At 72.3% G+C, this 21,745-nt stretch carries 19 protein-coding genes and 1 pseudogene; 9 read left to right on the forward strand and 11 right to left on the reverse strand.

Going from position 1 to position 21,745, the window contains the following annotated elements:
• Positions 1-170 precede the first annotated feature (170 nt).
• Positions 171-1,274: an LAGLIDADG family homing endonuclease gene (locus ACWD5O_RS27730; RefSeq protein ID WP_450087062.1), complete on the forward strand. Its 1,104-nt coding sequence runs from the start codon at positions 171-173 to the stop codon at positions 1,272-1,274.
• Positions 1,275-1,474: 200 nt separating this feature from the next.
• Here ACWD5O_RS27730 and ACWD5O_RS27735 read toward each other — a convergent pair whose 3' ends face one another.
• From ACWD5O_RS27735 to ACWD5O_RS27770, 8 genes are all read right to left on the reverse strand, one after another.
• On the reverse strand, positions 1,475-2,266 hold the full coding sequence (locus ACWD5O_RS27735) for a maleylpyruvate isomerase family mycothiol-dependent enzyme (protein ID WP_450087063.1): 792 nt from the start codon (positions 2,264-2,266) through the stop codon (positions 1,475-1,477).
• Positions 2,267-2,376: 110 nt separating this feature from the next.
• Positions 2,377-3,870 (reverse strand): MFS transporter, encoded by a 1,494-nt coding sequence (locus ACWD5O_RS27740; RefSeq protein WP_354966651.1) that lies wholly within the window; start codon positions 3,868-3,870, stop codon positions 2,377-2,379.
• 47 nt (positions 3,871-3,917) lie between these two features.
• Complete coding sequence (locus ACWD5O_RS27745; RefSeq protein ID WP_450087064.1) at positions 3,918-4,547, reverse strand: TetR/AcrR family transcriptional regulator; 630 nt, start codon at positions 4,545-4,547, stop codon at positions 3,918-3,920.
• 135 nt (positions 4,548-4,682) lie between these two features.
• On the reverse strand, positions 4,683-5,600 hold the full coding sequence (locus ACWD5O_RS27750) for a Gmad2 immunoglobulin-like domain-containing protein (protein WP_450087065.1): 918 nt from the start codon (positions 5,598-5,600) through the stop codon (positions 4,683-4,685).
• Positions 5,597-7,090, reverse strand: a complete 1,494-nt coding sequence (locus ACWD5O_RS27755; RefSeq protein ID WP_450087066.1) for an ATP-binding protein — start codon at positions 7,088-7,090, stop codon at positions 5,597-5,599. The genes ACWD5O_RS27750 and ACWD5O_RS27755 overlap by 4 nt, the downstream gene beginning before the upstream one ends.
• A 13-nt stretch (positions 7,091-7,103) precedes the next feature.
• Positions 7,104-7,784, reverse strand: coding sequence for a response regulator (locus tag ACWD5O_RS27760; RefSeq protein ID WP_450087067.1), 681 nt, complete (start codon positions 7,782-7,784; stop codon positions 7,104-7,106).
• A gap of 128 nt (positions 7,785-7,912) precedes the next feature.
• The gene (locus ACWD5O_RS27765) at positions 7,913-8,485 is read right to left on the reverse strand and encodes an AMIN-like domain-containing (lipo)protein (RefSeq protein ID WP_354966646.1); all 573 of its coding nucleotides are present in this window, start codon (positions 8,483-8,485) and stop codon (positions 7,913-7,915) included.
• 152 nt (positions 8,486-8,637) lie between these two features.
• Positions 8,638-9,900, reverse strand: coding sequence for an MFS transporter (locus ACWD5O_RS27770; protein ID WP_450087068.1), 1,263 nt, complete (start codon positions 9,898-9,900; stop codon positions 8,638-8,640).
• 75 nt (positions 9,901-9,975) lie between these two features.
• Between ACWD5O_RS27770 and ACWD5O_RS27775 the strand changes: the two genes are divergently transcribed.
• From ACWD5O_RS27775 to ACWD5O_RS27790, 4 genes and pseudogenes are all read left to right on the forward strand, one after another.
• Entirely contained in the window at positions 9,976-10,956 is a 981-nt protein-coding gene (locus ACWD5O_RS27775; RefSeq protein ID WP_450087069.1) for a DUF5937 family protein, read from the forward strand.
• A 218-nt stretch (positions 10,957-11,174) separates the two neighbouring features.
• Positions 11,175-11,582: pseudogene (locus tag ACWD5O_RS27780) on the forward strand (snapalysin family zinc-dependent metalloprotease); the annotation flags it as partial.
• Complete coding sequence (locus ACWD5O_RS27785) at positions 11,577-12,293, forward strand: S1 family peptidase (RefSeq protein ID WP_450087115.1); 717 nt, start codon at positions 11,577-11,579, stop codon at positions 12,291-12,293. The pseudogene ACWD5O_RS27780 and the gene ACWD5O_RS27785, both read left to right, overlap by 6 nt.
• 120 nt (positions 12,294-12,413) lie before the next feature.
• Entirely contained in the window at positions 12,414-13,085 is a 672-nt protein-coding gene (locus ACWD5O_RS27790; protein ID WP_450087070.1) for a hypothetical protein, read from the forward strand.
• Positions 13,086-13,108: 23 nt separating this feature from the next.
• Here the strand turns inward: ACWD5O_RS27790 and ACWD5O_RS27795 are convergent, their stop codons facing one another.
• Positions 13,109-13,942, reverse strand: coding sequence for a DUF3152 domain-containing protein (locus ACWD5O_RS27795; RefSeq protein ID WP_450087071.1), 834 nt, complete (start codon positions 13,940-13,942; stop codon positions 13,109-13,111).
• A gap of 138 nt (positions 13,943-14,080) precedes the next feature.
• Here ACWD5O_RS27795 and ACWD5O_RS27800 point away from each other — a divergent pair, with 138 nt between their 5' ends.
• Together ACWD5O_RS27800 and ACWD5O_RS27805 are read left to right on the forward strand one after the other, a co-directional pair.
• A complete protein-coding gene (locus ACWD5O_RS27800) occupies positions 14,081-14,584 on the forward strand; it encodes a SigE family RNA polymerase sigma factor (protein WP_450087072.1) in 504 nt (167 codons plus the stop codon).
• Positions 14,581-15,342 carry a hypothetical protein gene (locus tag ACWD5O_RS27805; RefSeq protein WP_450087073.1) on the forward strand — a complete coding sequence of 254 codons (762 nt, stop codon included), beginning with the start codon at positions 14,581-14,583 and terminating at the stop codon, positions 15,340-15,342. Before ACWD5O_RS27800 ends, ACWD5O_RS27805 begins: the two co-directional genes overlap by 4 nt.
• A gap of 31 nt (positions 15,343-15,373) precedes the next feature.
• Here ACWD5O_RS27805 and ACWD5O_RS27810 read toward each other — a convergent pair whose 3' ends face one another.
• Entirely contained in the window at positions 15,374-18,178 is a 2,805-nt protein-coding gene (locus tag ACWD5O_RS27810; RefSeq protein WP_450087074.1) for an ATP-binding protein, read from the reverse strand.
• A 319-nt stretch (positions 18,179-18,497) separates the two neighbouring features.
• Between ACWD5O_RS27810 and ACWD5O_RS27815 the strand changes: the two genes are divergently transcribed.
• Entirely contained in the window at positions 18,498-20,255 is a 1,758-nt protein-coding gene (locus ACWD5O_RS27815; RefSeq protein WP_450087075.1) for a M28 family peptidase, read from the forward strand.
• A gap of 133 nt (positions 20,256-20,388) precedes the next feature.
• A complete protein-coding gene (locus ACWD5O_RS27820) occupies positions 20,389-20,895 on the forward strand; it encodes a hypothetical protein (protein ID WP_450087076.1) in 507 nt (168 codons plus the stop codon).
• 103 nt (positions 20,896-20,998) lie between these two features.
• Here ACWD5O_RS27820 and ACWD5O_RS27825 read toward each other — a convergent pair whose 3' ends face one another.
• On the reverse strand, positions 20,999-21,697 hold the full coding sequence (locus ACWD5O_RS27825) for an SDR family oxidoreductase (RefSeq protein ID WP_450087077.1): 699 nt from the start codon (positions 21,695-21,697) through the stop codon (positions 20,999-21,001).
• Positions 21,698-21,745 lie beyond the last annotated feature (48 nt).

A 21,745-nucleotide genomic window follows, 5' to 3' on the forward strand; every position in this document is an offset into this window, starting at 1 on the left:
TTGGTCGATTGCTGTCTTACCGGGAGCCTCGTCCTATGTCGACACCGGCCTCCCGCACTGCCCGTGACCTGCACCGTCACGATGAAAATGGCTCAATCTGGTCACCAGAACGGGTGACTAAGGTTCGCCAATGTATTGGCATAACGCCGGCACTACGCCACGATCTAACTATGACGATCGCCCGCCTCCGCGTGAGTCCTTCAATCGCTGGTCTCGCTGCTGAAACCAGCGTGATCACAAAAGCTGGTTGCGCGACGATACGGAACCTGCCAGGGGGTGAGAGCGATCTGCTCACCTCCGGCGGTCAGTGGTCGAAGGCCCGTGTTTACCCGTTTGGGCAACAGTGGCTATGCGTGGTCAAGGTGGGTCGCTATGGGCAGACGATCGTCATTCGAGCCGTCGCAGAGCATCGGTGGTTGCTGCGGCCAAAGGTTGCCCATCGGAGGACCGGGTCAACCACGTTAGGTCTTAGGGTTGGAGATCGTCTCGACTATGCGTTTCCGCCGCCGTTGCGAGGAGTTGCGTTATCGCGGATGGGAGTTGCTCGTGGCTTCGTCTTCGGAGATGGCTCTATCTCCGGCGATGGTTTTGCTCATGCTTCCTTCTATGGCGACAAGGATGACGCCGTCCTCCCCTACTTCGACAACGTCGACCGGTTGGCCACCTACTACTACGTGTATCGCCCCGATCTGCCGAGTCGGAAGCTCCATGTACCGTCGCGCGAGGTGACCGAAGAGCGTTTAGCCGGTGGCGAGGTGAAGCGTTACCGGAGGTTGGGCGGGCTTCCGCGAGAATGGAAGCGGGAGTACCCGCCAATAGAGGGAAATGCGGACGGGATTTATGGGTGGCTCGCCGGATATTTCGCCGCGGATGGCGATGTCGGAAGTACGGGCCGGCCATCGATCTGGTCTGCGGATCGGCAGAACTTGGAGTTTGTCAAGACTGCATGCGACGCGATCGGAATTTGGACTCTCCCCATCAGAAGTCGGATGCGTCGCGGGTACGGGTCAGTTGCCACTGCGATCTATGTCATGGGAATCTCTCGAGCGGACCTCGGCCCAGAATTCTTTCTCCTGCACGAGCATCGCAAACGTTGGTCGGCAAACCGAAAAGCTGTCGAGCGGCGAGGATGGACTGTGCGGGAGGTCCGGAGGACCCAAGCGATCGAAGAGGTTTACTGCGCCGTCGTGGAAGGAGGCCATTCCTTCGCCTTGGAAGGGAACATCCTCACGGCGGCCCCTTCCCGTGAGCGGTATGGTCGAGGGCTGTTGTAAACCTCGGATCCTAGCGAAGGTGGTCGTGCACCTTCGCCAAGTGGTGTTTCTGAGGAGCAAACGTGATCGATGCGCCGCGCGGCCGGGACGGTGCCGTCACCGGCCGCGCGGTGGTCGAGCGGCTGCGTTGCGGAGCGCTCGATGTATCCCACGCCGGGTCGGGACCGCTGATGGTGGAGGACCCGGCGCCTTGGTAGGGATCAGAAGCCGGCGAAGACGCGGCGCAGGTCGTCCAGGCTCACCGGGCCGGTCACCCGTACACCGTCCGGGGTGTGCTGGGGGCCGAGCCGCCCGGTGGCCAGGCGCAGCCACGCCTCGGCCGGGGCGGTCAGCTCGCCGTCCGGCTGCTCCGGCGTGTCGGTCAGCTCGATGTGCTCGCCCAGCCGCAGCCCGTACGTCTGCTCGGGCTCGTGCAGCCGCACCAGCAGGGTGGTTTCCCGGCCGGCCAGCTCCTGCGGCCGGCTGGTCCACGCCAGCATGCCGCCGATCTGGTCGAGCAGCAGCGGCACCGCCCCCGGCGTCACCGCCGCGAACGGGTTGAACGCGACCTCGACGTCCCACTGGTGCAGCGCGAACTCGCTGAGCCGGAACCGGCCCGCGGTGGCCACGTCGACCGGGTCCGGCAGGAAGCCGAGGTCGATCCGCATCGAGGCCCGGCTCTCGGCGTCCAACGCCTCGTACGTCTCGATGAGCCGCTGGTTGGCCTCGAGGAACCCGGCGGCGTGCTCGGCCGGGGGCATCGCGTCCCAGCGCTGCCAGACGCCGCGGTTGAAGTCGCCGTCCGGGCCGGGCGCGCCGGTGCGGGCGGCGGTCAGCGTCGCGAGGTTGATCTCCGCGCCGCTGCCCAGGTGGCTGAGCACCTGGGACACCTGCCACTCACTGGCCCCCGACGGCAGAAGGAGGTCGTCCTCCTTGAGGTCCCGGACGAGCGCGGCGAGCTCCTCGTGGCTCGCGCGCAGTGCGCTGATGATCTGGTCGGCAGCCGTGGACATATGTCTCCTCAACGGGATTTTCGACGGTGGTCGGGACGTTACCGGACGCGGCCGCCGGTCGGCCCACGCCCGCGTGGGGAGCGGACCGGCCGGCGGACGCGTCGGTCGGCTCAGCCCATGTGCACGGCGTTACCGGCCGGGATGTCCTCCTTGCGCACCTTGATCAGGAGCAGGGTGGCCAGCCCGGCGAGCACGATCAGGGCCGCGCCCCAGGCGAATGCCACGCTGTAGCCGTGCACCAGCGCCTCGATCTGGTTGGCCGGGCTCGGCACGTGCGAGACCAGGTAGGTGGCGACCGCGCTGGTGTACATGGTGTTGAGCAGTGCGGTGCCCAACGAGCCGCCGATCTGCTGGGTGGCGTTCAGCGTCGCGCTGGCCGCGCCCGCGTCGTGCTCCGGCACCCCGACCAGGGCGAGACTGGACAGCGGCACGAAGGTGAAGCCGAGACCCATGCCGAGGATGACCTGGGCCGGCAGCAGGTGGGTGAGGAACGACGTGTCCACGTCGATCTGGGTCAGCAGCAGCATGGCCACGGCGGCGAGCACGGCGCCGCCGACCATCAGCGGCTTGGCGCCCAACCGTGGCATCAACTGGCTGGCGCCGCCCGCCGCGATCAGCACGCCGGCGGTGACCGGCAGCGAGGCGAGACCGGCCTCCAGCGGCTTGTACTGCAGCACCACCTGGAAGTAGAAGGTCAGGAAGAGGAACGCGCCGAACAGGCCGGCGCCGATCAGCGTCGAGGCGAGGTACGCCCCGCCCCGGTTGCGGTCCAGGATGATCCGCATCGGCAGCAGCGGGTGGTTGGAGCGCAGTTCGATCACCACGAAGGCGGCGAGCAGCACCACACCGGCGGCGATGAAACCGAGGGTCGCGGCGGCGTCCCAGCCGTCCTCGGCGGCCTTGGTGAAGCCGTACACCAGGGAGACCAGACCGGCGGTGACGACGACCGCGCCGGGGACGTCGTAGCGGGTGTTGCCGTGCGCCCGGCTCTCCGGCACCAGCGGCAGGGCGAAGGCGATCGCGACCGCGGCGACCGGGATGTTGACCAGCAGGCACCAGCGCCAGTCGGCGTACTCGGTGAGCACCCCGCCGAGCAGCAGACCGACCGCGGACCCGCCGCCGGCGATCGCGCCGTAGACGGCGAACGCCTTGGCCCGCTCGGTGGCCTCGGTGAACAGGACGGTGAGCAGCGCCAGCGCGGCCGGGGCGAGCAGCGCGCCGAAGGCGCCCTGCAACGCGCGGGCGGCGAAGAGCATCCCGCCGGTGGTGGCCAGACCGCCGAGCGCGGAGGCCAGCGCGAAGCCGGTCATGCCGACCAGGAAGGTGCGCTTGCGGCCCCAGTAGTCGGCGATCCGGCCGCCGAGCAGCAGCAGGCCACCGAAGGCCAGCGTGTAGGCGGTGATCACCCACTGCCGGTTCGCGTCGGTGATTCCCAGGTCGGACTGGGCCTGGGGGAGGGCGATGTTCACGATCGTGGCGTCCAGGACCACCATGAGCTGTGAGACCGCGATGACCGCCAGCGCGATCCAGCGCCGCGGGTGCGGCGCGTTCGTCGACGTCCCGGCGCCGGGCGCGCCGGGAGCGGTCGAGGTAGTTCCGGGCATGGTGAAGCCTTCCGTGTGTCTGTAGATCAGGAGCGGAGCCGGTCGAGTCAGGGCTGAGACGGGCGGTCGGGCTGGTAGCGGAGCACCGGAATCAGCACCTGGTCGACGACCTGGGTGAGGAACGCGTCATCGGCCGGTAGGCCGTGCGCGACGATGCGGGACATGGTGAGGGCGGGCGCCAGGTCGTGGAACAGGTCCCGTTCGCCGGCCTCGGGCGGGATCTCGCCTCGGGCGGCGGCGCGGACCAGGATGGCCGTGCTGGCCACCCGCCCGGCTGGCAGCACCTGGTGGCGCACCAGTCGTTCCAGCTCGGGGTTGGTCCGCATGGCGAAGGTCAACGCCTGCATCAGGTCACCGTCTGCCCTGCAGATGGCGGCCGTGGCACGCAGCAACTCGATCAGGTCGCCGCGCAGGGAGCCGGTGTCCCGCGGGTTGTGCACGTCCACGTGCCGGTCGCGCAGCGCGGCGACGACCAGCTCGGCCTTTCCGTCCCAGCGCCGGTAGATGGTGGCCTTGCTGACGTGCGCCCGGGCGGCGATGGCGTCGATCGTCGTCCGGTCGTAGCCGACCTCGCGCAGCAGGTCGATGACCACGGCGAACAGGTCGTTGTCGGTGCACCGGGCACCCCGGGCAGCCGGCACCGCGGCACCCGTGCCCACCTGCTGACCACCCAGCATCCCGACCCCCCGAAACGATGTCGTACTGAACCTAGTTCGCGATCTGGAGATCGTGCAGGGTTTTATGAGTTGCGTCGCACCGGGTGGACGAAACGATTACGTTTCTGGCCGGTGTCCGGCAGGTGAACCGGGTACTCAGCCTCCCGCGGAGGGGGCGAGGAGCACCGGGACGGCCACCGTGTTGATCCGGGAACCGTCACGGGCGGACACCTCGTACACCTCGATGGTCCCGCGCTGCTCGCGGACGGTGCGCCAGCCGACCACCACCCGGTACCCGCCCCGGCAGCCGCTCCCGCAGCTCGCCGTGCCGAAGCCGGTGGCCACCTCCCGACCGGCGGCGTCCAGGACCCGGACGCTCACCGTGGCCTCGAACACGTCGGCGGTGCCGGTGACGGTGAGCGGGGCGGTGACGCGTTCGCCGACACCGGGGCCGGTGACCACGATTGGCGGCAGCAGGTCCGCGTAGTCGGCCCGGCCGACCGGGGCGCCACCGCCGAAGCGGACCTGCCGGACGGTGGAGAACTGGGTGAGCGTCCACACCACCTGTGCCTCGCGCAGCCGCCGGCGCTCCGCCGGGTCGTCGGCGGAGGGGACCGCCCCGAGCGTCGCCACGCCGTCGGCGATCCGGGTGACCTCGACGCCGGCCGGCAGCAGAGTGGCCAGCCCGGTCGCGGCCTCCGCCGACGTGGGCCCGGCGGCCAGCTCGGTCAACGCCAGCCGGGACGTCGCCACGGTGGCCGGCCGGGTCCGGTGGGTCGGGACGAGCCGGCCGGAACGGACGTACCACAGCTCGATGGTCACCGTGTCCGGCCGGGGGCGCGTACCGGTGGCGGACGGTGCCGGCGTCCGGGCCGGGGTGCCGGTGAGCGACGGTGGCGGTTCCGCGGACGGGGTGGGGGTCGGTTCGGGGCGCCCGGTGGACGCGGATGCGCTCGACGGCGCGGCGGTGGGCGCCGGGCCGAGTACGCCGGAGCGTGGGGTGCCGCACCCGCCGACGAGCAGCGCGGCGCTGAGCACCGGCGCGGCCAGCCGGGCCGCACCGCGCGGGCTCACCCCGCACCACCCGACGGCGCCGTGCGGGCCGTGCGCCGGCCTCCGGGCGGCCGTGCCGGGGCGCGGTCGTCGGGATGTTCGACCGGGCGCGGCATGCCGTCGTGCGGCTGGGCGGGGCCGGGGGCGGGCAGCTCCAAGCGGAACCGGCTGCCCGCGCCCGGCTCGCTGTGCGCGGTCAGCACCCCACCGAGCAGGGCGGCGTGTTCCCGGGCGATGGCGAGCCCGAGCCCGCTGCCCGGCGCCGAACGGGACGGGTCGACCTTGTGGAACCGGTCGAACAGGCGCGGCAGGTGCTCGGGCGGGATGCCCGGCCCCTGGTCGGTGACCTCGAAGACGACCAGCGGGCCGTCCCCGGCCACGGTGGCCCGGATCTCGCCGCCGCCGTGCTCGACCGCGTTCGCGACCAGGTTGGCCAGCACCCGTTCCAGCCGGCGCGGGTCGGTGCGCAGCGCGAGCGGTTCACCGGTGACCAGCACCCGCTCCGACCAGCCGCGCGCCGCGACGATCCCGCGCAGGAGTGCCGGCGCGTCGACCGGCTCGACGCTGAGCCGCTCCCGGCCGGCGTCCAGCCGGGAGATTTCCATCAGGTCCTCGACCAGCCGGCGAAGCCGGACCACGTCACCGACCAGCAGCCGCGCGGCCGGTCGGGCGTCGCCGGGCAGCTGGTCCAGGTGCTCGCGCAGCAACGAGGCCGCGGCCACCAGGGCGGTGACCGGGGTACGCAGCTCGTGCGCGACGTCGGCGGTGAACCGCCGCTCCCGCGCCTGCGCCGCGGAGAGCGCCGCGATCTTCGACTCCAGCGCCTCGGCCATTTCGTTGAACGACGCCGCCCAGACGCTGAACTCGTCCCGCCCGCGTACCGGCAGGCGGGTGGCGAGCAGGCCCTCGGTGAGCGCCCGGGCGGCCCGGCTGGCCCGGCCCACCGGCTCCAGCGTGCGGCGGGCCAGCAGGTGTCCCACCCCGGCGGCGAGCAGCACCACCAGCACCCAGCCGGCCAGCAGCGCGGTGCGCAGCTGACCCAGGTCGGCGGCGATGTCGTCCTCGACGGTGATCACGTACAGCTCGGCGGTCGAGCCGGGGATGCGGCCACCGACCACCAGCAGCCGTGGGCGCTCCGCCGGCGCGGACCGCTGGTAGCCGAGCTGCCCGTCCGCGACCGTGGCCCGCAGTTGGGAGCCGAGCGTCGGGGCGTACGACGGGTGCGAGGGGCGGGCCGGACCGTCGACGAGCACCACGTGCCGGCCGCTGCCCTCGAAACTGGTGAGCAGTTCGGTGCTGCGCTGGTCGGTCAACGGCAGGAACTGTCCGGCGAGGACGAGTTGGTAGCGGGCGTCGGCGGCGGCCTGGTGCAGTGAGGCGTCCAACCAGGACTGCCGCAGCAGCAGCCCGGTGCCCCCGGCGAGCAGGCCGGCGGAAACCCCGGCGACCAGCACGAACGCGATCGTCAGCCGGCGCCGCAAGCGGCCCGGGGGCACCGCGCGTCCGGCCATCGCCGACCTCCTGTCAGCCCGTGGACAGCTTGTAGCCGGCGCCGCGTACGGTGCGTACCAGCCGAGGGTGCGCCGGGTCGTCCTCGACCTTGGCGCGCAGCCGTTGCACCGCCACGTCGACCAGCCGCGAGTCGCCCAGAAATCTGTGGTTCCAGACCAGGTCCAGCAGCAGCTCCCGGGTGAAGACCTGCCCGGGTCGGCGGGCCAGCTCTAGCAGCAGGCGGAACTCGGTGGCGGTCAGCGCCACCTCCCGGCCGTCCCGGCGGACCACGAAGCTACCCGGGTCGATCTCCAGGCCGCCGACCTCGATGGTGCTCGACGTGACCGGCGCGCTCGCCCGGCGCAGCACCGAGCGAACCCGGGCCACCAGTTCGGGCAGGTCGAACGGCTTGCGCAGGTAGTCGTCCGCTCCGCACTCCAGCCCGACCACCACGTCGAGCGTGTCGGTGCGCGCGGTCAGCATCAAAATCGGCACCTGGCTGCTGCGCCGGATCTCCCGGCAGACCTCCAGGCCGTCCAGACCGGGCAGCATGACGTCGAGCACGATCAGATCGACCGGACGGGTCCGCCACGCCGCCAGGGCCTGCCGCCCGTCGACGGCGGTGTCGACCCGGAAGCCGGCGCGGCGCAGACCGAGGGCGGTGACCTCCCGGATGGAGGCATCGTCCTCGACCACCAGCAGGCGGCCCTCCATGACCTGAGGGTAGACCCGCCGCGGCGGTGCGCAGCCCTGGCGAAACGGTCGGTGTCGGTGGCCCGCCCGGACCCGGAAGGAAGGGCCCCTTTTTATCGCCAGGCGATAGGAAGGGGCCCTTCCTTCGGTCACCACTGGTGCGCTACGTCGAGGACGATCCGGCTGTGCCCGCCGGGGCCGGCCAGCACGAACGTGCGGAACGGCAGCCGGGCCCGCACGCCGACCGCGAAGGTGGTGTAGCCCTCGAAGCTGCCGCCGAAGACGACGTCGCGCAGCGTCTGGTAACGCAGCAGGTTCGCGGCGTGCTCACCGACCCGGTACGGCACGGTGCCCAGGCGGGAGTCGTCGTACGCGGGGGCCCGCAGGGAGACCCGCAGCAGCGCGCCCCCGGCGGTGTACGGCGACAGCGCCAACCCCTCGCCCTCGGTCCACGTCTCGCCGTAGCCGACCGCGTACCCGTCCACCGACCCGGCGAACTCGAACACCACCCGGTCGTAGCAGTCGTGCCGACCGGTCCGCACGTCGACCAGCGGGGCGGTGCTCAGCGCACCGGCCGACTTCTCCGCGCTGCCCCAGGTGATACCGCAGTACGGGGCCATGGTCGTCGCCGTGGTGGTGCCGGCCGCGGCGCCGTTGCCCGCGCTGGCGACCAGCCCGGCGAGTACGACCGCCAGCGCCGTCAGTGCGCTTCTGATCCTCATCGTGGTGCCTCCGTCCGATGCTCGGGGCCACGCCGCGGCGGCGTTGCCGGTGACCCTCTGCCGCGACGGTCGTCCCGCCCCGGCACGGCCACTTCGCCGTGGCGTAACAGCCGCGTAACGGCGGTCGACGAGCGTGCCGTGGTCGGTGCCGGTCAGTCGGTCACGGGTGGCCGGCGCAGCGTGCGCAGCGGCGAGCAGAACACCGGAAGCCAGGTCAGCGCGTTGGCGGACGCGCCGACCACCAGCGCGGTACGCACGTCCGCGTACTGGCCGAGCAGGCCGGCGGCCACCGCGCCGATGGTGAGCGCCCCGGTGAGCAGGAACCGGAAGGTGGCGTTCATCCGGCCGAGCAGCGCGTCCGGGGTGGCGCCCTGACGCAGGCTCACCCCGATGACGTTGCCGATCCCGGTCCGCCATGCCAGTGCCAGCCAGCCGAACGCGGCCAACCAGAGCATCGGTCCGGTGTGGATCAGCGCGACCAGCCCACCGAGCGGGGCGACGAGCAGACCGGGCAGCCAGAGCGCACGGCCATGACCGATCCTCTCGGCGAGTGGGCGCGCGCTCAGCGCACCGAGCAGGGCGCCGAGTCCACCCGCGCCCAGGAAGAGGCCGAGGGCGGCGGCGCCCAGCCCCAGCTCGCGCAGGAAGACCACCGGCAGCATCGTGGTGGTGAGCTGCATGGTCAGGTTGATGCTCGCGGTGGAGAGGGCGAGCGGACGGAGCAGCGGGTTGTCGAGCACGTGCCGGACGCCGGCGCCGAGTTGCCGGGCGAACCCGCCCGCCGCCGGAGTGGGGAGCCGGCGGGGTGCGTCGGCGCGGATCCGAGCGAGGATCGCCCCGGAGACCGCGAAGGTGACCGCGTCCAGGACGATCGCGACGGGCGCGGTGAGCGCCTGTACGACCAGCCCGCCGAGGCTTCGCCCGGCGATCTGCATGGTCGCGTTCGTGCTCATCATCAGGGAGTTCGCCGCGACCAGGCGGCTCCGGCCGACCAGTTCCGGCAGGTAGCTCTGTGCGGCGACGTCGGCGAAGACGGTGCCGACGCCGGTCAGCAGCACCACGAGGTAGAGCTGCGGGATGCTCAGCCAACCGGCCCACCACGCCACCGGCACGGACGCGACCAGTGCTGCCCGGGTCAGGTCCGCGGTGATCAGCACCGCACGGTGCGGCAACCGGTCGACCCAGACTCCGGCCGGCAGGCCGATCAACAGGAAGGCGGCCGTGCTCAGTGCGCCGAGCAGCCCCACCTGGCCGGGAGTGGCCGCCAGCAGGGACACGGCGAGCACCGGTACGGCGAGCTGGCTGACGTAAAAGCCGATGCCGTCGACGAGGGCGGCGGCGTAGAGCAGCCGGAAGGAGCGAGGCCAGGGGCCCGGCCGGTGGCCGGGAACGGTCGCGGTCGGTGCGGTGGTCATGCCGCCCACGGTGCCGGACACGCCACGCGCGACCGATAGATTTGGCCCTGGTCAAATCCATCGGGGGCGCCAATGATGCTGGTCGGGCTGGAAGCGGGCGATCTGGCGATGACCCGGTTCGCCATCTCACCACTGTGGGAGGTGATCGCGAGCGTTCGGATCGTCAAGCAGCCGCATCTGTTCCCGGAGCACCTGGCCTGGTACGGGCGTGTCCGTCCCCGCCTGGCCGGCGTGGATTGGCGGCTGCTCGCCGACCTGGTGCAGATACCGACCCTGGTCATTCCGACCTTCGTCTGCATGCCACCGGCCACGTCTCAACCCAACCTCGATGTGGAGTTGGCGGCCCTCGTCACCACCCCACCCGAGGCGGTGCGGGCAAGTCTCGACACCCTGTCCGGCCCCCGTTCGGCACGGTTGTCCGCGCTGCACACCGAGCCGGTCACCGGGCTGACCCGGCTGGTGGAGACGATCCGGGCGTACGCCGACGCGGCCATCGGGCCCTACTGGCCCCGGATGCGCACGCTCTTGGAGCGGGAGGTGCTCCTCGGCGCGCAGCGAATGGCCACCGAGGGGGTGCACGGCCTGCTCAACCACCTCGACCCGTACGTCGGGCTGGAGGCCGACACGCTTCGGGTGGATCACGTCGTCCTGGCCGGTACGGTGCGACTCGACGGGCGGGGCCTGCTGCTCGTCCCGTCGGTCTTCGGCGGCCCCCGGGTCTGGTCCAACTTCGGCTCCCCCGGGCAGCCGGTGCTGCGCTACCCGGCCCGGGCGGTGGCGACGCTGTGGGAGCGAGATCCGGCGCCCCATGGGCAGGGTCTGGCCCGGGTGTTGGGTCGAACCCGCGCCACCCTGTTGCACGAGCTGGCGGTGCCGACCTCGACCATGGAGCTGGCCGAGCGCTGCGGGCTCACCCCGGGCACGGTGTCACAGCACCTCGGCGCGTTGCGCGACGCCGGCCTGGTGGGCGCCCACCGTGCCGGACGCTTCGTCCTGTACGCCCGCACGACCGCGGGCGAGGCGCTGATCACCGCGAGTGGCGCGGCCACTCCCTGACTCCGGTCAACGGGCCCTGCACCGTCGGGCGTTGGCACGGTCGCCGGTATGACGGTTCCGCTATGCCGGTCATCGACCGCCGTCACATTAACATTCACCTACATCGATGACCGGCGGCCGGTGGTCGCCGGACGACCGCAGGGGAGTGCGTGATGTTCCGACGACAAGTGCTGCGTGCGGCGCAGGCCGTACTGGTGGCCGTGCTGGCGGCGGCCGGGGTGCAGCTCGCCACCGGCGCTCCGGCCGCCGCCGTACGGACCGTCTACTACGACGCGAGCCGGACCGGCGAGTTCCGCACCAACTTCGACCAGGCGGCGCAGATCTGGAACAGCCGGGTCAGCACCGTCCGCCTGCAACCCGGCACCCCGGCCAGCATCACCATCTACGTCGACGACGGCTGGCCCCGGGCGCAACCGACCGGGCGCGGCTCGGGCCGCATCTGGATGGGCCGCACGGCCGTCAACCAGGGCTACGACCGCAACCGGATCGCCGCCCACGAGCTCGGCCACATCCTGGGCCTGCCCGACCGGCGCACCGGCCTCTGCTCCGACCTGATGTCCGGCAGCAGCGCCCCGGTCACCTGCCGCAACGCGAACCCCAGCTCAGCCGAGGCGTCCCGGGTGAACTCGCTGTTCGCCGGCACGCTCGCCGCGCCGGTCACCGGCGCCACGTACACCTGGGACGGCGCCGGGGACATCGGGCCGACGGTGGTCGGCGGCCGGCCGGCCTCCGAGAACTACCCGTTCATGCTGTACGTCTCCGGCTGCACCGGCACGCTGATCAAGGCCAACTGGGCGGTCACCGCCAAGCACTGCTCCACGCCGTCCTCGGTCCGGGTAGGCAGCGTCAACCGCACCAGCGGCGGCACCGTGGTCCGGGTGACCCGCGCGGTCAACCACCCGAGCGTCGACGTCAAGCTGCTGCAACTGGCCAGTTCGGTCAGCTACGCCCCGGCCCCGATCCCGACGACCTCCGGCGCGGTCGGCACCGCCACGCGGATCATCGGCTGGGGCCAGACCTGCCCCCGCCCGGGCTGCGGCTCGGCCCCCGCGGTGGCCAACGAGCTGGACACGTCCATCGTGGCCGACAGCCGGTGCTCCGGCATCAACGGCCCGTACGAGATCTGCACCAACAACACCAACGGCACCGCCGGCGCCTGCTACGGCGACTCGGGTGGCCCGCAGGTGCGCCGGGTCAACGGATTGTGGAACCTGATCGGCGCGACAAGCCGGGCCGGCAACAACAACTCCACCTGCGCCACCGGACCGTCGATCTACGTCGATCTGCCGTCCATCCGGTCCTGGATCTCCACCCAGGTCGGTGGTCTGCCCGTCTGATCACTTCGGACACCCGTGGCGGGCACGCGGGCACGCGTGCCCGCCTCGCGCGGCCGGGTCGCCCAGGCGTCGCTCGCTGGGGTAGCGTGCCTGGCACATCGTCCCATCCGAGGTGGTCTCATGTCTGCCGTCGTCGCACTCGTGCTGACCCTCGCACTGTCGCCCGCGCCGTCGCCGTCGGCCCCCTCGGGCCCGGTCGGCGGCCTGCTCGGCGGCGTCGGCCAGATCGTCGACGATCTGCTCGGTGGCGGTGGCACCCCGAGTGTTTCCCCGAACCCGGACCCGACCCCGGCCGCGACCCCGAGCCAGACTTCGCCGCCGTCCGCCGGGCCGTCGGCCCCGGTGACGCCTGCGCCGATGCTGCCGGCACCGACCCCCACGCCCGCCGGATCTTCGACCGGTCCCCGGCAACCGGCGGCGCCCGCCGCGCCCGACCGCACGGCCGGCGGTCGGGCCCCCCGTGAGGCGGCCGTGCCGCTGCCGAACGGTGGCGACCCGGTCGCCCCGCCGACGCTCGCGGCCCCGGACCGGGGCGGCTGGCCGCTGCTGCCGGCGTACTACCTGCTGGTCACCGGTGCCCTCGCGCTGCTGGCGTTGCTGCTCCTGCGTCCTCCTCGCCGGGCGGCCCGCGCCGCCAGCGCTGCCGGTGCCCCCGTGCGGGCGCCGACCCCTGCGCCGGATCCCGACCCGACGCCGGGCAATGTCAGCCGACTTCCGACCAACCTCAACGCCATCTACGAGCTGGGCCGGCTGGACGAGCGGCTCGAACAGGAGCGTCGCCACCGGTCCTGACGGGTGGCGTCCGGCCGCCGGCCTCAGCGAGCCGGCCGAGCGCCCTCGCGCGGTGGGATCTCGTCGTGGTACGCCCCGATCGGCCCGCGGTAGCGAACCCCGTCCGGGTACGGCCAGGCGTTCGCGGTGCACCCGTGCAGGCCCAGCGTCTGCTGCTGCATCACCGGCGCCGGCCGGCCCCGCCCCGGGCACCGCTCGTGACCCAGGCCGAGCCGGTGCCCGACCTCGTGGTTGACCATGTAATGCCGGTACGTGGCCAGGCCGGCGCCGTATCCCGGCACCGCCTTGACCCAGCGGGCCACGTTCAGCACCACCCGCTGGTCGTTGCGGCACGAGGTGTAGCCGTCCGGAACGTCCTGGCACAGTTCGTCACGGGTGCCGGGGGTCGCCAGGTAGATGGTGAAGTCGGTCGGTGTGCCGGCGCCCACCCTGCGCAGCCGCCAGGTGACGCCGGCTGTCCACCCGCGCGGGTCGTTGAGTGTCGCGGAGACCGCCGCGGCGACGTCGGCCACCGGCAGGCCGCGGATGTCGCGCTCCACGGAGACCCGGTACCGCAGCAGCCGCCCGCTGTCGCCGTGCCCGGACGACTTCTCGGCGGCGGCCGTCGACCAGCGGTCGCCGCCGGTCGCGGGGTAGCTGATCGGGGCGGCCGGGGAGGGCGTGACACCGGCGGCTCCCGGCGGTCGGCCGGTCGTGGCCCGCCCCGCCGCGGGTTGCCCACTGCGGTTCGGCCCGGTGGTGGGCGAACCGGCGGCCGGCTGCCCGGCCGCAGCCGGTGAGCAGCCGGTGAGCAGCGCCGCCACCAGTAGCAAGGTCGCAGAGGCGCCCTGTCCTCGACGGGTAGCCTTCGTCGACATGTCTCTCCCCTCGCGCGCCGGTCTGCGGCGCCGCAGGGGAGGAGACGGGTGACCTCGCCAAAAAGTTGATCTCAGGGAGACTCAACCTTTCGTGGTCCTCGCCCGTCCGTAACTGTGTGGCACGGGGGAGGGTTCGGCGTGGCGCGGGGTGACGCGGAGTTCGTCGAGTTCGCGCGGGCGGCGTCCGCGCGGCTGGTCCACGCCGCGTTCCTGCTGACCGGGGATCATCACGCGGCCGAGGATGCCGCGCAGACCTCGCTGGCCCGCACCTACGCGTCCTGGTCCCGGATCCGCGACGACGACGCCTACGGCTACGCCCGCCGCATCCTGGTCAACCACCTGGTGGACGGATGGCGGCGCCCGATCCGGGAGTATCCGACCGAGGAGGTCCCGGAGCAACGGCGGGCCGACGTGGCCGACGAGGTGGCCACCCGGCGCTGGTTGACCGCGATCCTCGGCGCGCTCAGCCCTCGCGAGCGGGCCATCGTCGTGCTGCGCTACTACTTCGACCTCCCGGAGGCGCAGGTGGCCCGGGAACTCACCATCTCGGTGGGCACGGTCAAGAGCACCAGTTCACGGGCGTTGGAGAAGCTGCGCGCCACCGGAGCGAGCGCGGTCGACAGGCAGGAGGCGTGCCGATGAGCGAGCTGGACCGGCTCCGCCACGCCATGCGGGCCACCGAGCGACCCGAGGCCACCCTCGACCTGGCGGCCGTCATGCGCGACGGGCGGCGGTTGCGGAGTCGCCGCCGGGTCGCCGGAGCCGGGGCGACGACGCTGGCCGTCGGGCTGGTCGCCGCCGTCGTCGCGGTGGTGGTCGGCGCGCTACCGGGCGATCCGCGTACGGTCGAGCGTCCGCCGCAGGTCGCCGTCGCCCCCACGCCGCCGGTCGGCGTCTCCCCGACGCCGCCGGGTACGCCCGGACCCACGGCGGCGACCACGATCGGCCGTGCGGAGCCGCCGCCCTCGCCACTGGGCCAGGTCGTCGACAGCGGGGTCCGGCACGGCGGCGACCAGCGGGTGTACTACGTCGTGCCGGTGTCGGTGCCCAGTCAGCCCCGGGTGAAGATCGGGCTGGCCGCCGGCCGCCGCGCCCCGGACGGCACACTGACCACGGATCTGCTGGTCAACGACGTCGAGGGGGCGGACCGCAGCCCCGGGTTCCATCAGATCGGCTACGACAGCGGGGGAGCCGCGGCGCCGGTGCCCACGTTCGGCTACTTCGTCGGCCCGGCGCACCGGATCACCGGCACTGTGGACGGCCGCCAGGTCGCCGCCCGGCTGGCCCGGTGGAGCGCCGACAAGCAGGTGGTGATCTTCTGGTTCGACCCGGCCGAGCTGGTGCCGGGGGATCGGCTGGACGGCATCATCGCCCGCGACACTGGCAACCGTCGGCTGTGACGCGCCGGCCGTCGCGCGGACGGCCGACGGCTCAGGCCAGCCGACCCTCGATGGTCACCGTCGTCCCCTCGCTGGTGGAGACCAGCCGCACGTCGCCGTAGGCGTTCATCAGCAGCGCGCCCCGTCCCCGGTCCATCGCCGGCCGGCGGTCCCGCCAGGTGCCGAAGTCGCGTACCGAGATCCGGACCAGGCCGCCGCCAGCCTGGAGCCGGACCCGCACCTCCGGACGGCTGGGTCGCTGGGCGTGCTCGACGGCGTTGTTCACCGCCTCGGACGCGGCGAGCAGCAGGTCCTGCACGTCCGGGTCGACGTCCAGGCCGCTCAGCGCCAGCCGGACGTCGCGGCGCATCGCCGCCGCCGACGTGGGCGCGGAGGGGTACGTCCATCCGATGTCGAGAGCGTCGCCGACCGCTTCCGCGATGGCGCTCCGGGTGGGAGTGTCGGCCGGGTGGCCCGGCGGGTCCGCGGCCGTCGGAATCGGCGCGACGGTGGTGGCCGGGGCAGGTCGCGCCGCCGCCGGATTGGCGTCGAATGCCGGTGGGATGTCGTCGGACCAGGCCGGCGCCGCGTCGGGCCGGGGCGCCGCGCTGGCGCGGGACCGGCGGATGACGGCCCGGATCCGCGCGATCAGCTCGGCTGCGGCGAACGGCTTCACCAGGTAGTCGTCGGCGCCCAGGCTCAGGCCCGCCACGCTGGCGTCGCCTCCGGCGCGGGCGGAGAGCACCAGCACCGGCAACGCCCGGGTCGCCGGGTCCGCGCGCAGCCGGCGGACCAGCTCGAAGCCGTCCAGCACCGGCATCATCACGTCGGTGAGGACCAGGTCCGGTGGGTCGCGGTGGACCGCGTCGAGGGCCTGCCGACCGTCGGTGACGGTCCGCACCCGCCAGCCCTGCCCGGTGAGCAGCCGGCTCAGGTACGCCCGCATGTCGCTGTTGTCGTCAACCACCAGGATCCGGGCCCCGGTCAGCTCGTCCCCGGTGGAGCCGGACGCCGGATCGGGCTCCGCGACGCCACCGCCCGGGTCGGCCAGCCAGGTCACCGCCTCCTGGACGGCGGCACGGGCCGCGTCGCCCCGCCCGTTGGGCGGTGATCCGGTCGGCACGGCGGGGCGCGCCGACGTCCACGGCAGCGCGACGGTGAAGGTGCTGCCGACGCCGACCCGGCTGGTCACCCGGACCTCGCCACCCTCGAGGCGGGCCAGCTCGTGCACCAGGGCCAGGCCGATGCCGGTGCCCTCGTGACTGCGCGAGAGGGCGCTGCGCACCCGGTGGAAGCGTTCGAAGAGCTTCGGCAGTTCCTGCTCGGCGATGCCGATGCCGGTGTCCGTGACGGTGAGCCGCACCTCCTCGCCGTCGGCCTCCAGGGCGACCCGGATCCGGCCGATGAACGTGTACTTCAGGGCGTTGGACAGCAGGTTGGTGACGATGCGTTCCCAGTTGACCGGGTCCACCGTGACCGGCCGGGGCAATGGCGGGCAGTCGACCTCCAGGGTCAGACCGGCCCGCTCGATGGCGGCCCGGAAGACGCCGGCCAGCTCGGCGGTGAGGGTGGCGAGATCGACCGGGTGGGCATCGCTGCGGGCCTGTCCGGCCTCCAGGCTGGAGAAGGTGAGCAGGCTGTTGACCAGGGTCAGCAGGCGGGTGGCGTTGCGCCAGGCGGTCTCCACCCGCTCTCGCTGCACCGGTGCCAGTGGCGCGGTGGCGTCGGTGAGCGCGTCGGCCAACGGACCGAGCATGAGGGTGAGGGGGGTGCGGAACTCGTGGCTGACGTTGGTGAAGAAGCCGGTCTTCACCCGGTCCAGTTCGGCCAGCGCCTCGGCCCGGCGTCGCTCCTCCTCGTACGCCCGCGCGTTGCGCAGCGCCACCGAGACCTGCTGGGTCAGTAGGTGGTAGAAGGAGCGGTACGCCTCGTCCAGCCCGCGGCTGGGGCTGACCCCGACCAGCAGGACGCCGAGCGGCTGGGCCTCGGCGGCCGAGGGCAGCGGCAGCGCCAGCGCGGTGTCGACCGGGTCCTTCCACGGGCCGGCCGGCAGTGGCAGCCGATCGCCGACGTCGGTCACCTCGGTCGGTCGGCCCTCGGCGGCGGCCGGCAGACCCCAGGCGCGGGCGGCCGTGCTCGGGTCGGTCAGCTCGGTGACCTCCGGCAGCGCCCTCGCCACGTTGGCGTCACCCGGGGCGCCGCCGGCCCAGGCGACCCGGCGCAGCAGGGTGCCGTCGCGCAGGTAGATCGCGGCGAACGGCACGTCCAGTGGGTGGGCCTCGATCGCGTCGATCAGCCGCGCGCCGGTGGCGTCCACGTCGACGGTGCGTCCGTCGCCGCGTACCGCCAGGTCACGCAGCAGTCGTAGCCGCCGTTCGCCGACCACCTGCTGGGTGACCTCGCTGCACACGGTCAGTACGCCGACGGTGCGGCCCTCGTCGTCGCGGGCCGGGGCGTGCGAGACGCTGAAGTACGCCTCCTCGCGGTAGCCGGCCCGCTCCAGCAGCAGTCGCAGGGCGGGCGCCCAGCTGGCCACCCCGGTCGCCATGGCCTGCTGGATCAGCGGGGCGAGCACGTCCCAGCCTTCGGCGAGGGTCACCCGCACGTCATCGCCGAGCGCGCCCGGGTGCTTGTCACCGATCAGCGCGGAGTAGGCGTCGTTGTAGAGCTGGGAGAAGCGGTCACCCCACAGCAGCAGCATGGGGTAGCGGGAGCTGAGCACCATCCGTACGGCGGCGCGCAGGCTCTGCGGCCAGCCGGTCACCGGGCCGAGCGGGCTGGCGGTCCAGTCCAGCTCCGCCATCAACCGGCCGGTGTCACCGCCGTCGGTGAACAGGTCCGTGCTGGGTCGTATCACGCTCGACCCGGCCCCATCGCAAGCCCCCGTTCCGGGCCCGATGACCCCTGCTGGCGTTACCTACCCATCCTGGCACCTTCACTCACCTGTGCCGACGCCGGCACCCGCTGATCCGGCCGCCCGGGTCGACGTGCGCTCGGCGTCCGGAGCGGCGGCGGCGAAACAAGTCATTTCGTCCCCGTCGTGCCAGTTTGGGCTACTCGCTGGGCAGTGCGGTGGTGGCCACCGAACCGGTGGGCGTTCCGGACGAACGACCGATGCCCAAGACATTGATATCTGTAAGTGTCTCGGTTATCTCTCCAACCCCCGAGGAGCCCCCATGAGAGGCAGAACGCTGAGCGCGGGCATCGCGCTCGCCGTGTTCACCGGGATGACGGTGACGCTGGCCGCCCAGCCGGTGACCGCGTCACCCATCGTCGGAACGGCAGTGGCCCGGCCGATCGCCGCACCCGCCGCCGTCCTGGCGGCGCCGGACATCTCCGTCAGCAACGTCCAGGCGCACCTGACCCAGTTCAACTCCATCGCCAGCAGCAACGGCGGCAACCGACGGGCCGGCTCGGCCGGCTACACCGCCTCGCTCACCTACGTCAAGACCAGGCTCCAGTCGGCCGGCTACACGGTCAGCGAGCAGTACTGCTCAAGCTGCACGTACCCCTCGGACAACCTGATCGCGGAGTGGCCGGGCGGTCCGGCCGACCAGGTGGTCATGTTCGGCGCCCACCTCGACGGCGTCTCGGCCGGGCCGGGCATCAACGACAACGCCACCGGTTCGGCGACCCTGCTGGAGAACGCGCTGGTCCTGGCCGCGCAGAACCCGACCATGACCAAGCGGGTCCGGTTCGCCTGGTGGACCGACGAGGAGCAGGGGCTCAACGGCTCCCGCTTCTACGTCAACTCGCTCAACGCCACCCAGCGCGGCTACATCAAGGGCTACTACAACTTCGACATGGTCGGCTCGACCAACGGTGGGTACTTCATCAACCGGGTCACCTCCACCACGGCGGCGCCGCTGAAGGCGTACTGGGACTCGTTGGGCCTGCAACCGGAGGAGAACGTCGAGGGTCAGGGCCGCTCCGACGACTACTACTTCCAGCAGGCCGGCATCCCCACCTCCGGCTACGCCGCGGGCGCCAGCGCCCGCAAGACCAGTGCGCAGGCGGCCAAGTGGGGCGGCACCGCCAACTCCGCCTACGACCCTTGCTACCACCGGGCCTGCGACACCACCGCCAACGTCAGCGCCACGGTGCTGAACCGGGCCGCGGACGGCGTCGCGTACGCGCTGTGGCAGCTCGCCGTGGGCGGTGGCACCCCGACCAACGACTTCTCCGTGGCCGTCAACCCCACCGCGCGCTCGGTCGCACGGGGTGCCAGCACCACCGCCACGGTCATCACCGCCACCACCGCCGGCTCGGCGCAGTCGGTCAGCCTCTCCGCCTCCGGCGCGCCCAGCGGCGTGAGCGTCTCCTTCAGCCCGTCCTCGGTGACCTCGGGGGGCTCGGCCACGATGACGCTGACCGCGTCGGCCAGCGCGGCGACCGGCACCTTCACCATCACGGTCACCGGCACCGGCTCGGTCACCCGCAGCGCCAGCCTCACGCTCACGGTGACCGGCACCGGAGGCTGCGCGGGCGGCCAGGTGATCGGCAACGGTGGCTTCGAGAGCGGCAGCACGCCGTGGACCGCGTCCTCCGGTGTGATCACCAGCTCCAGCGGTCAGCCGGCGCGGACCGGGTCGTACAAGGCGTGGCTCGACGGGTACGGCAGCACCCACACCGACACCCTGACCCAGTCGGTGACCGTGCCGGCCGGCTGCGCCAGCTACACGCTGTCGTTCTGGCTGCACATCGACACCGCGGAGACCACCGGTTCCACGGCGTACGACAGGCTCACCGTGCAGGTGGGCTCGACCACGCTGGCGACGTACTCGAATCTCAACGCCGCCGCGGGCTACGTCCAGCGCACCTTCAACGTCGCCGCGTACGCCGGGCAGACGGTGACGCTGAGGTTCACCGGCACCGAGGACTCCTCGTTGCAGACCAGCTTCGTGATCGACGACGTGACGCTACAGGCGAGCTGACGTGGGTCGCCGGGTGGAGGCGGGAGACCGCCTCTACCCGGCACCTAGTCATGCTTGTCTATCTCTGGTAGAAATCCTTCAAGGCCGGCCCCTGGTTCGCAAAAATTCCACCCCTCACGCGAACGGGAGTGCCATGTCCACCACCCGATCCACCCTGCGCCGCCGCGTGCTCACACTGCTGGTGGCCACCCTCGCCGCGGTCGGCGCCGCGCTCGGTCTCGCCGCCCCGGCCTTCGCCATCAGCCACTCCAGCGCCACCTCGCAGCTGAGCGCCGCCAACGTCTCCTGGACCTCCAGCGGTAACTGCAGCAACCGCAACGTCGCCACCTGCACCTCGTTCGACGGGGTCCGACAGGCGACGATCAGCGGCATCATCACCTTCAAGCGGGCCAGCGGCTGCGCGGTCACCATCACCGCCGGCACCGAGGTCGGGCATGCCGGCGGGACGTACAGCCACTGGAACGGCTACAAGCTGGACATCGCGCTGAGCACCTGCATCCAGAGCTACATCTCCGCGAACTACACGTACGTCGGCTACATCGCCGGCTTCGGCTACCAGTACCGGGCCCCCTCCGGCAACCTCTACACCAAGGAGGGCAGCCACTGGGACATCCTCTTCTACAGCTGTGGCGGTTGCTGACCGGCAGCTGAGGCGGGTGCGCGGACGGAGCTGACCGCGTACCCGAGGACGGGCCGCCGCCGGGAAGCCGGCGGCGGCCCGATCACGGCCGTGGTGTCGCAGCTCAGGGCAGCTGCGGGTAGAGCGCGGCGACGCCGCCGGCGAGCCCGGCCTGGACCTGCCGGCTGATGTCGTCGGCCACGATCTCGTAGGCGTCGGCCTCGATGCCGTCCACGCCGATCCGCGCGATGACCGCCGGGTCGGACTTCGGGGCGGTGACCCCGGCGGTCAGGTCGGTGTCCATATAGCCGACGTGCAGGCCGGCGACCCGGATTCCCCGGTCGGCGAGCTGGGCGCGCAACGCGTTGGTCATCGCCCACTCGGCCGCCTTCGCGGCGCTGTACGCGCCGGCGGTGGGGAAGTGAACCCAGGACAGCACGGAGAGCACGTTGAGGATCGTCCCGCCGCCGTTGCCCGCGATGACCGGCGCGAACGCCCGGGCCATCGACAGGTTGCCGAGGAAGTGGGTGTCCAGCTCCAGGCGGACGAGGTCCAGGTCGCCATCGAGGAGGTTCGTCCCGGTCGAGATGCCGGCGTTGTTGATCAAAAGGTTCACGTCGCCGGCCAGCGCGGCGGCGGCGGCCACCGAGGCGGGGTCGGTGATGTCCAGCCGGACCGGCGTCACGCCGGGCAGGTCGACGCTGTCCGGGTTGCGGGCGCCGGCGTAGACCGTCGCGCCCCGGGAGAGGAGTTCGGCGGCCAGGTGCCGGCCGAAGCCGCGGTTGGCGCCGGTGACGAGGGCGGTGCTTCCAGCGATCTTCATGGTCTGCTCCAGGGGTCGCGCGCCGCTGCTCGGGCGGAACGGTGGGTC

This window comes from Micromonospora sp. NPDC005161, assembly GCF_053599855.1.

What these genes read in the sequence shown, in the direction of transcription:
- ACWD5O_RS27730 (WP_450087062.1), top strand. Translation starts at nt 171, where the DNA reads ATGACGATCGCCCGCCTCCGCGTGAGTCCTTCAATCGCTGGTCTCGCT.
- ACWD5O_RS27735 (WP_450087063.1), bottom strand. Translation starts at nt 2,266, where the DNA reads ATGTCCACGGCTGCCGACCAGATCATCAGCGCACTGCGCGCGAGCCAC.
- ACWD5O_RS27740 (WP_354966651.1), bottom strand. Translation starts at nt 3,870, where the DNA reads ATGCCCGGAACTACCTCGACCGCTCCCGGCGCGCCCGGCGCCGGGACG.
- ACWD5O_RS27745 (WP_450087064.1), bottom strand. Translation starts at nt 4,547, where the DNA reads ATGCTGGGTGGTCAGCAGGTGGGCACGGGTGCCGCGGTGCCGGCTGCC.
- ACWD5O_RS27755 (WP_450087066.1), bottom strand. Translation starts at nt 7,090, where the DNA reads ATGGCCGGACGCGCGGTGCCCCCGGGCCGCTTGCGGCGCCGGCTGACG.
- ACWD5O_RS27760 (WP_450087067.1), bottom strand. Translation starts at nt 7,784, where the DNA reads ATGGAGGGCCGCCTGCTGGTGGTCGAGGACGATGCCTCCATCCGGGAG.
- ACWD5O_RS27765 (WP_354966646.1), bottom strand. Translation starts at nt 8,485, where the DNA reads ATGAGGATCAGAAGCGCACTGACGGCGCTGGCGGTCGTACTCGCCGGG.
- ACWD5O_RS27770 (WP_450087068.1), bottom strand. Translation starts at nt 9,900, where the DNA reads ATGACCACCGCACCGACCGCGACCGTTCCCGGCCACCGGCCGGGCCCC.
- ACWD5O_RS27775 (WP_450087069.1), top strand. Translation starts at nt 9,976, where the DNA reads ATGCTGGTCGGGCTGGAAGCGGGCGATCTGGCGATGACCCGGTTCGCC.
- ACWD5O_RS27790 (WP_450087070.1), top strand. Translation starts at nt 12,414, where the DNA reads ATGTCTGCCGTCGTCGCACTCGTGCTGACCCTCGCACTGTCGCCCGCG.
- ACWD5O_RS27795 (WP_450087071.1), bottom strand. Translation starts at nt 13,942, where the DNA reads ATGTCGACGAAGGCTACCCGTCGAGGACAGGGCGCCTCTGCGACCTTG.
- ACWD5O_RS27805 (WP_450087073.1), top strand. Translation starts at nt 14,581, where the DNA reads ATGAGCGAGCTGGACCGGCTCCGCCACGCCATGCGGGCCACCGAGCGA.
- ACWD5O_RS27815 (WP_450087075.1), top strand. Translation starts at nt 18,498, where the DNA reads ATGAGAGGCAGAACGCTGAGCGCGGGCATCGCGCTCGCCGTGTTCACC.
- ACWD5O_RS27820 (WP_450087076.1), top strand. Translation starts at nt 20,389, where the DNA reads ATGTCCACCACCCGATCCACCCTGCGCCGCCGCGTGCTCACACTGCTG.
- ACWD5O_RS27825 (WP_450087077.1), bottom strand. Translation starts at nt 21,697, where the DNA reads ATGAAGATCGCTGGAAGCACCGCCCTCGTCACCGGCGCCAACCGCGGC.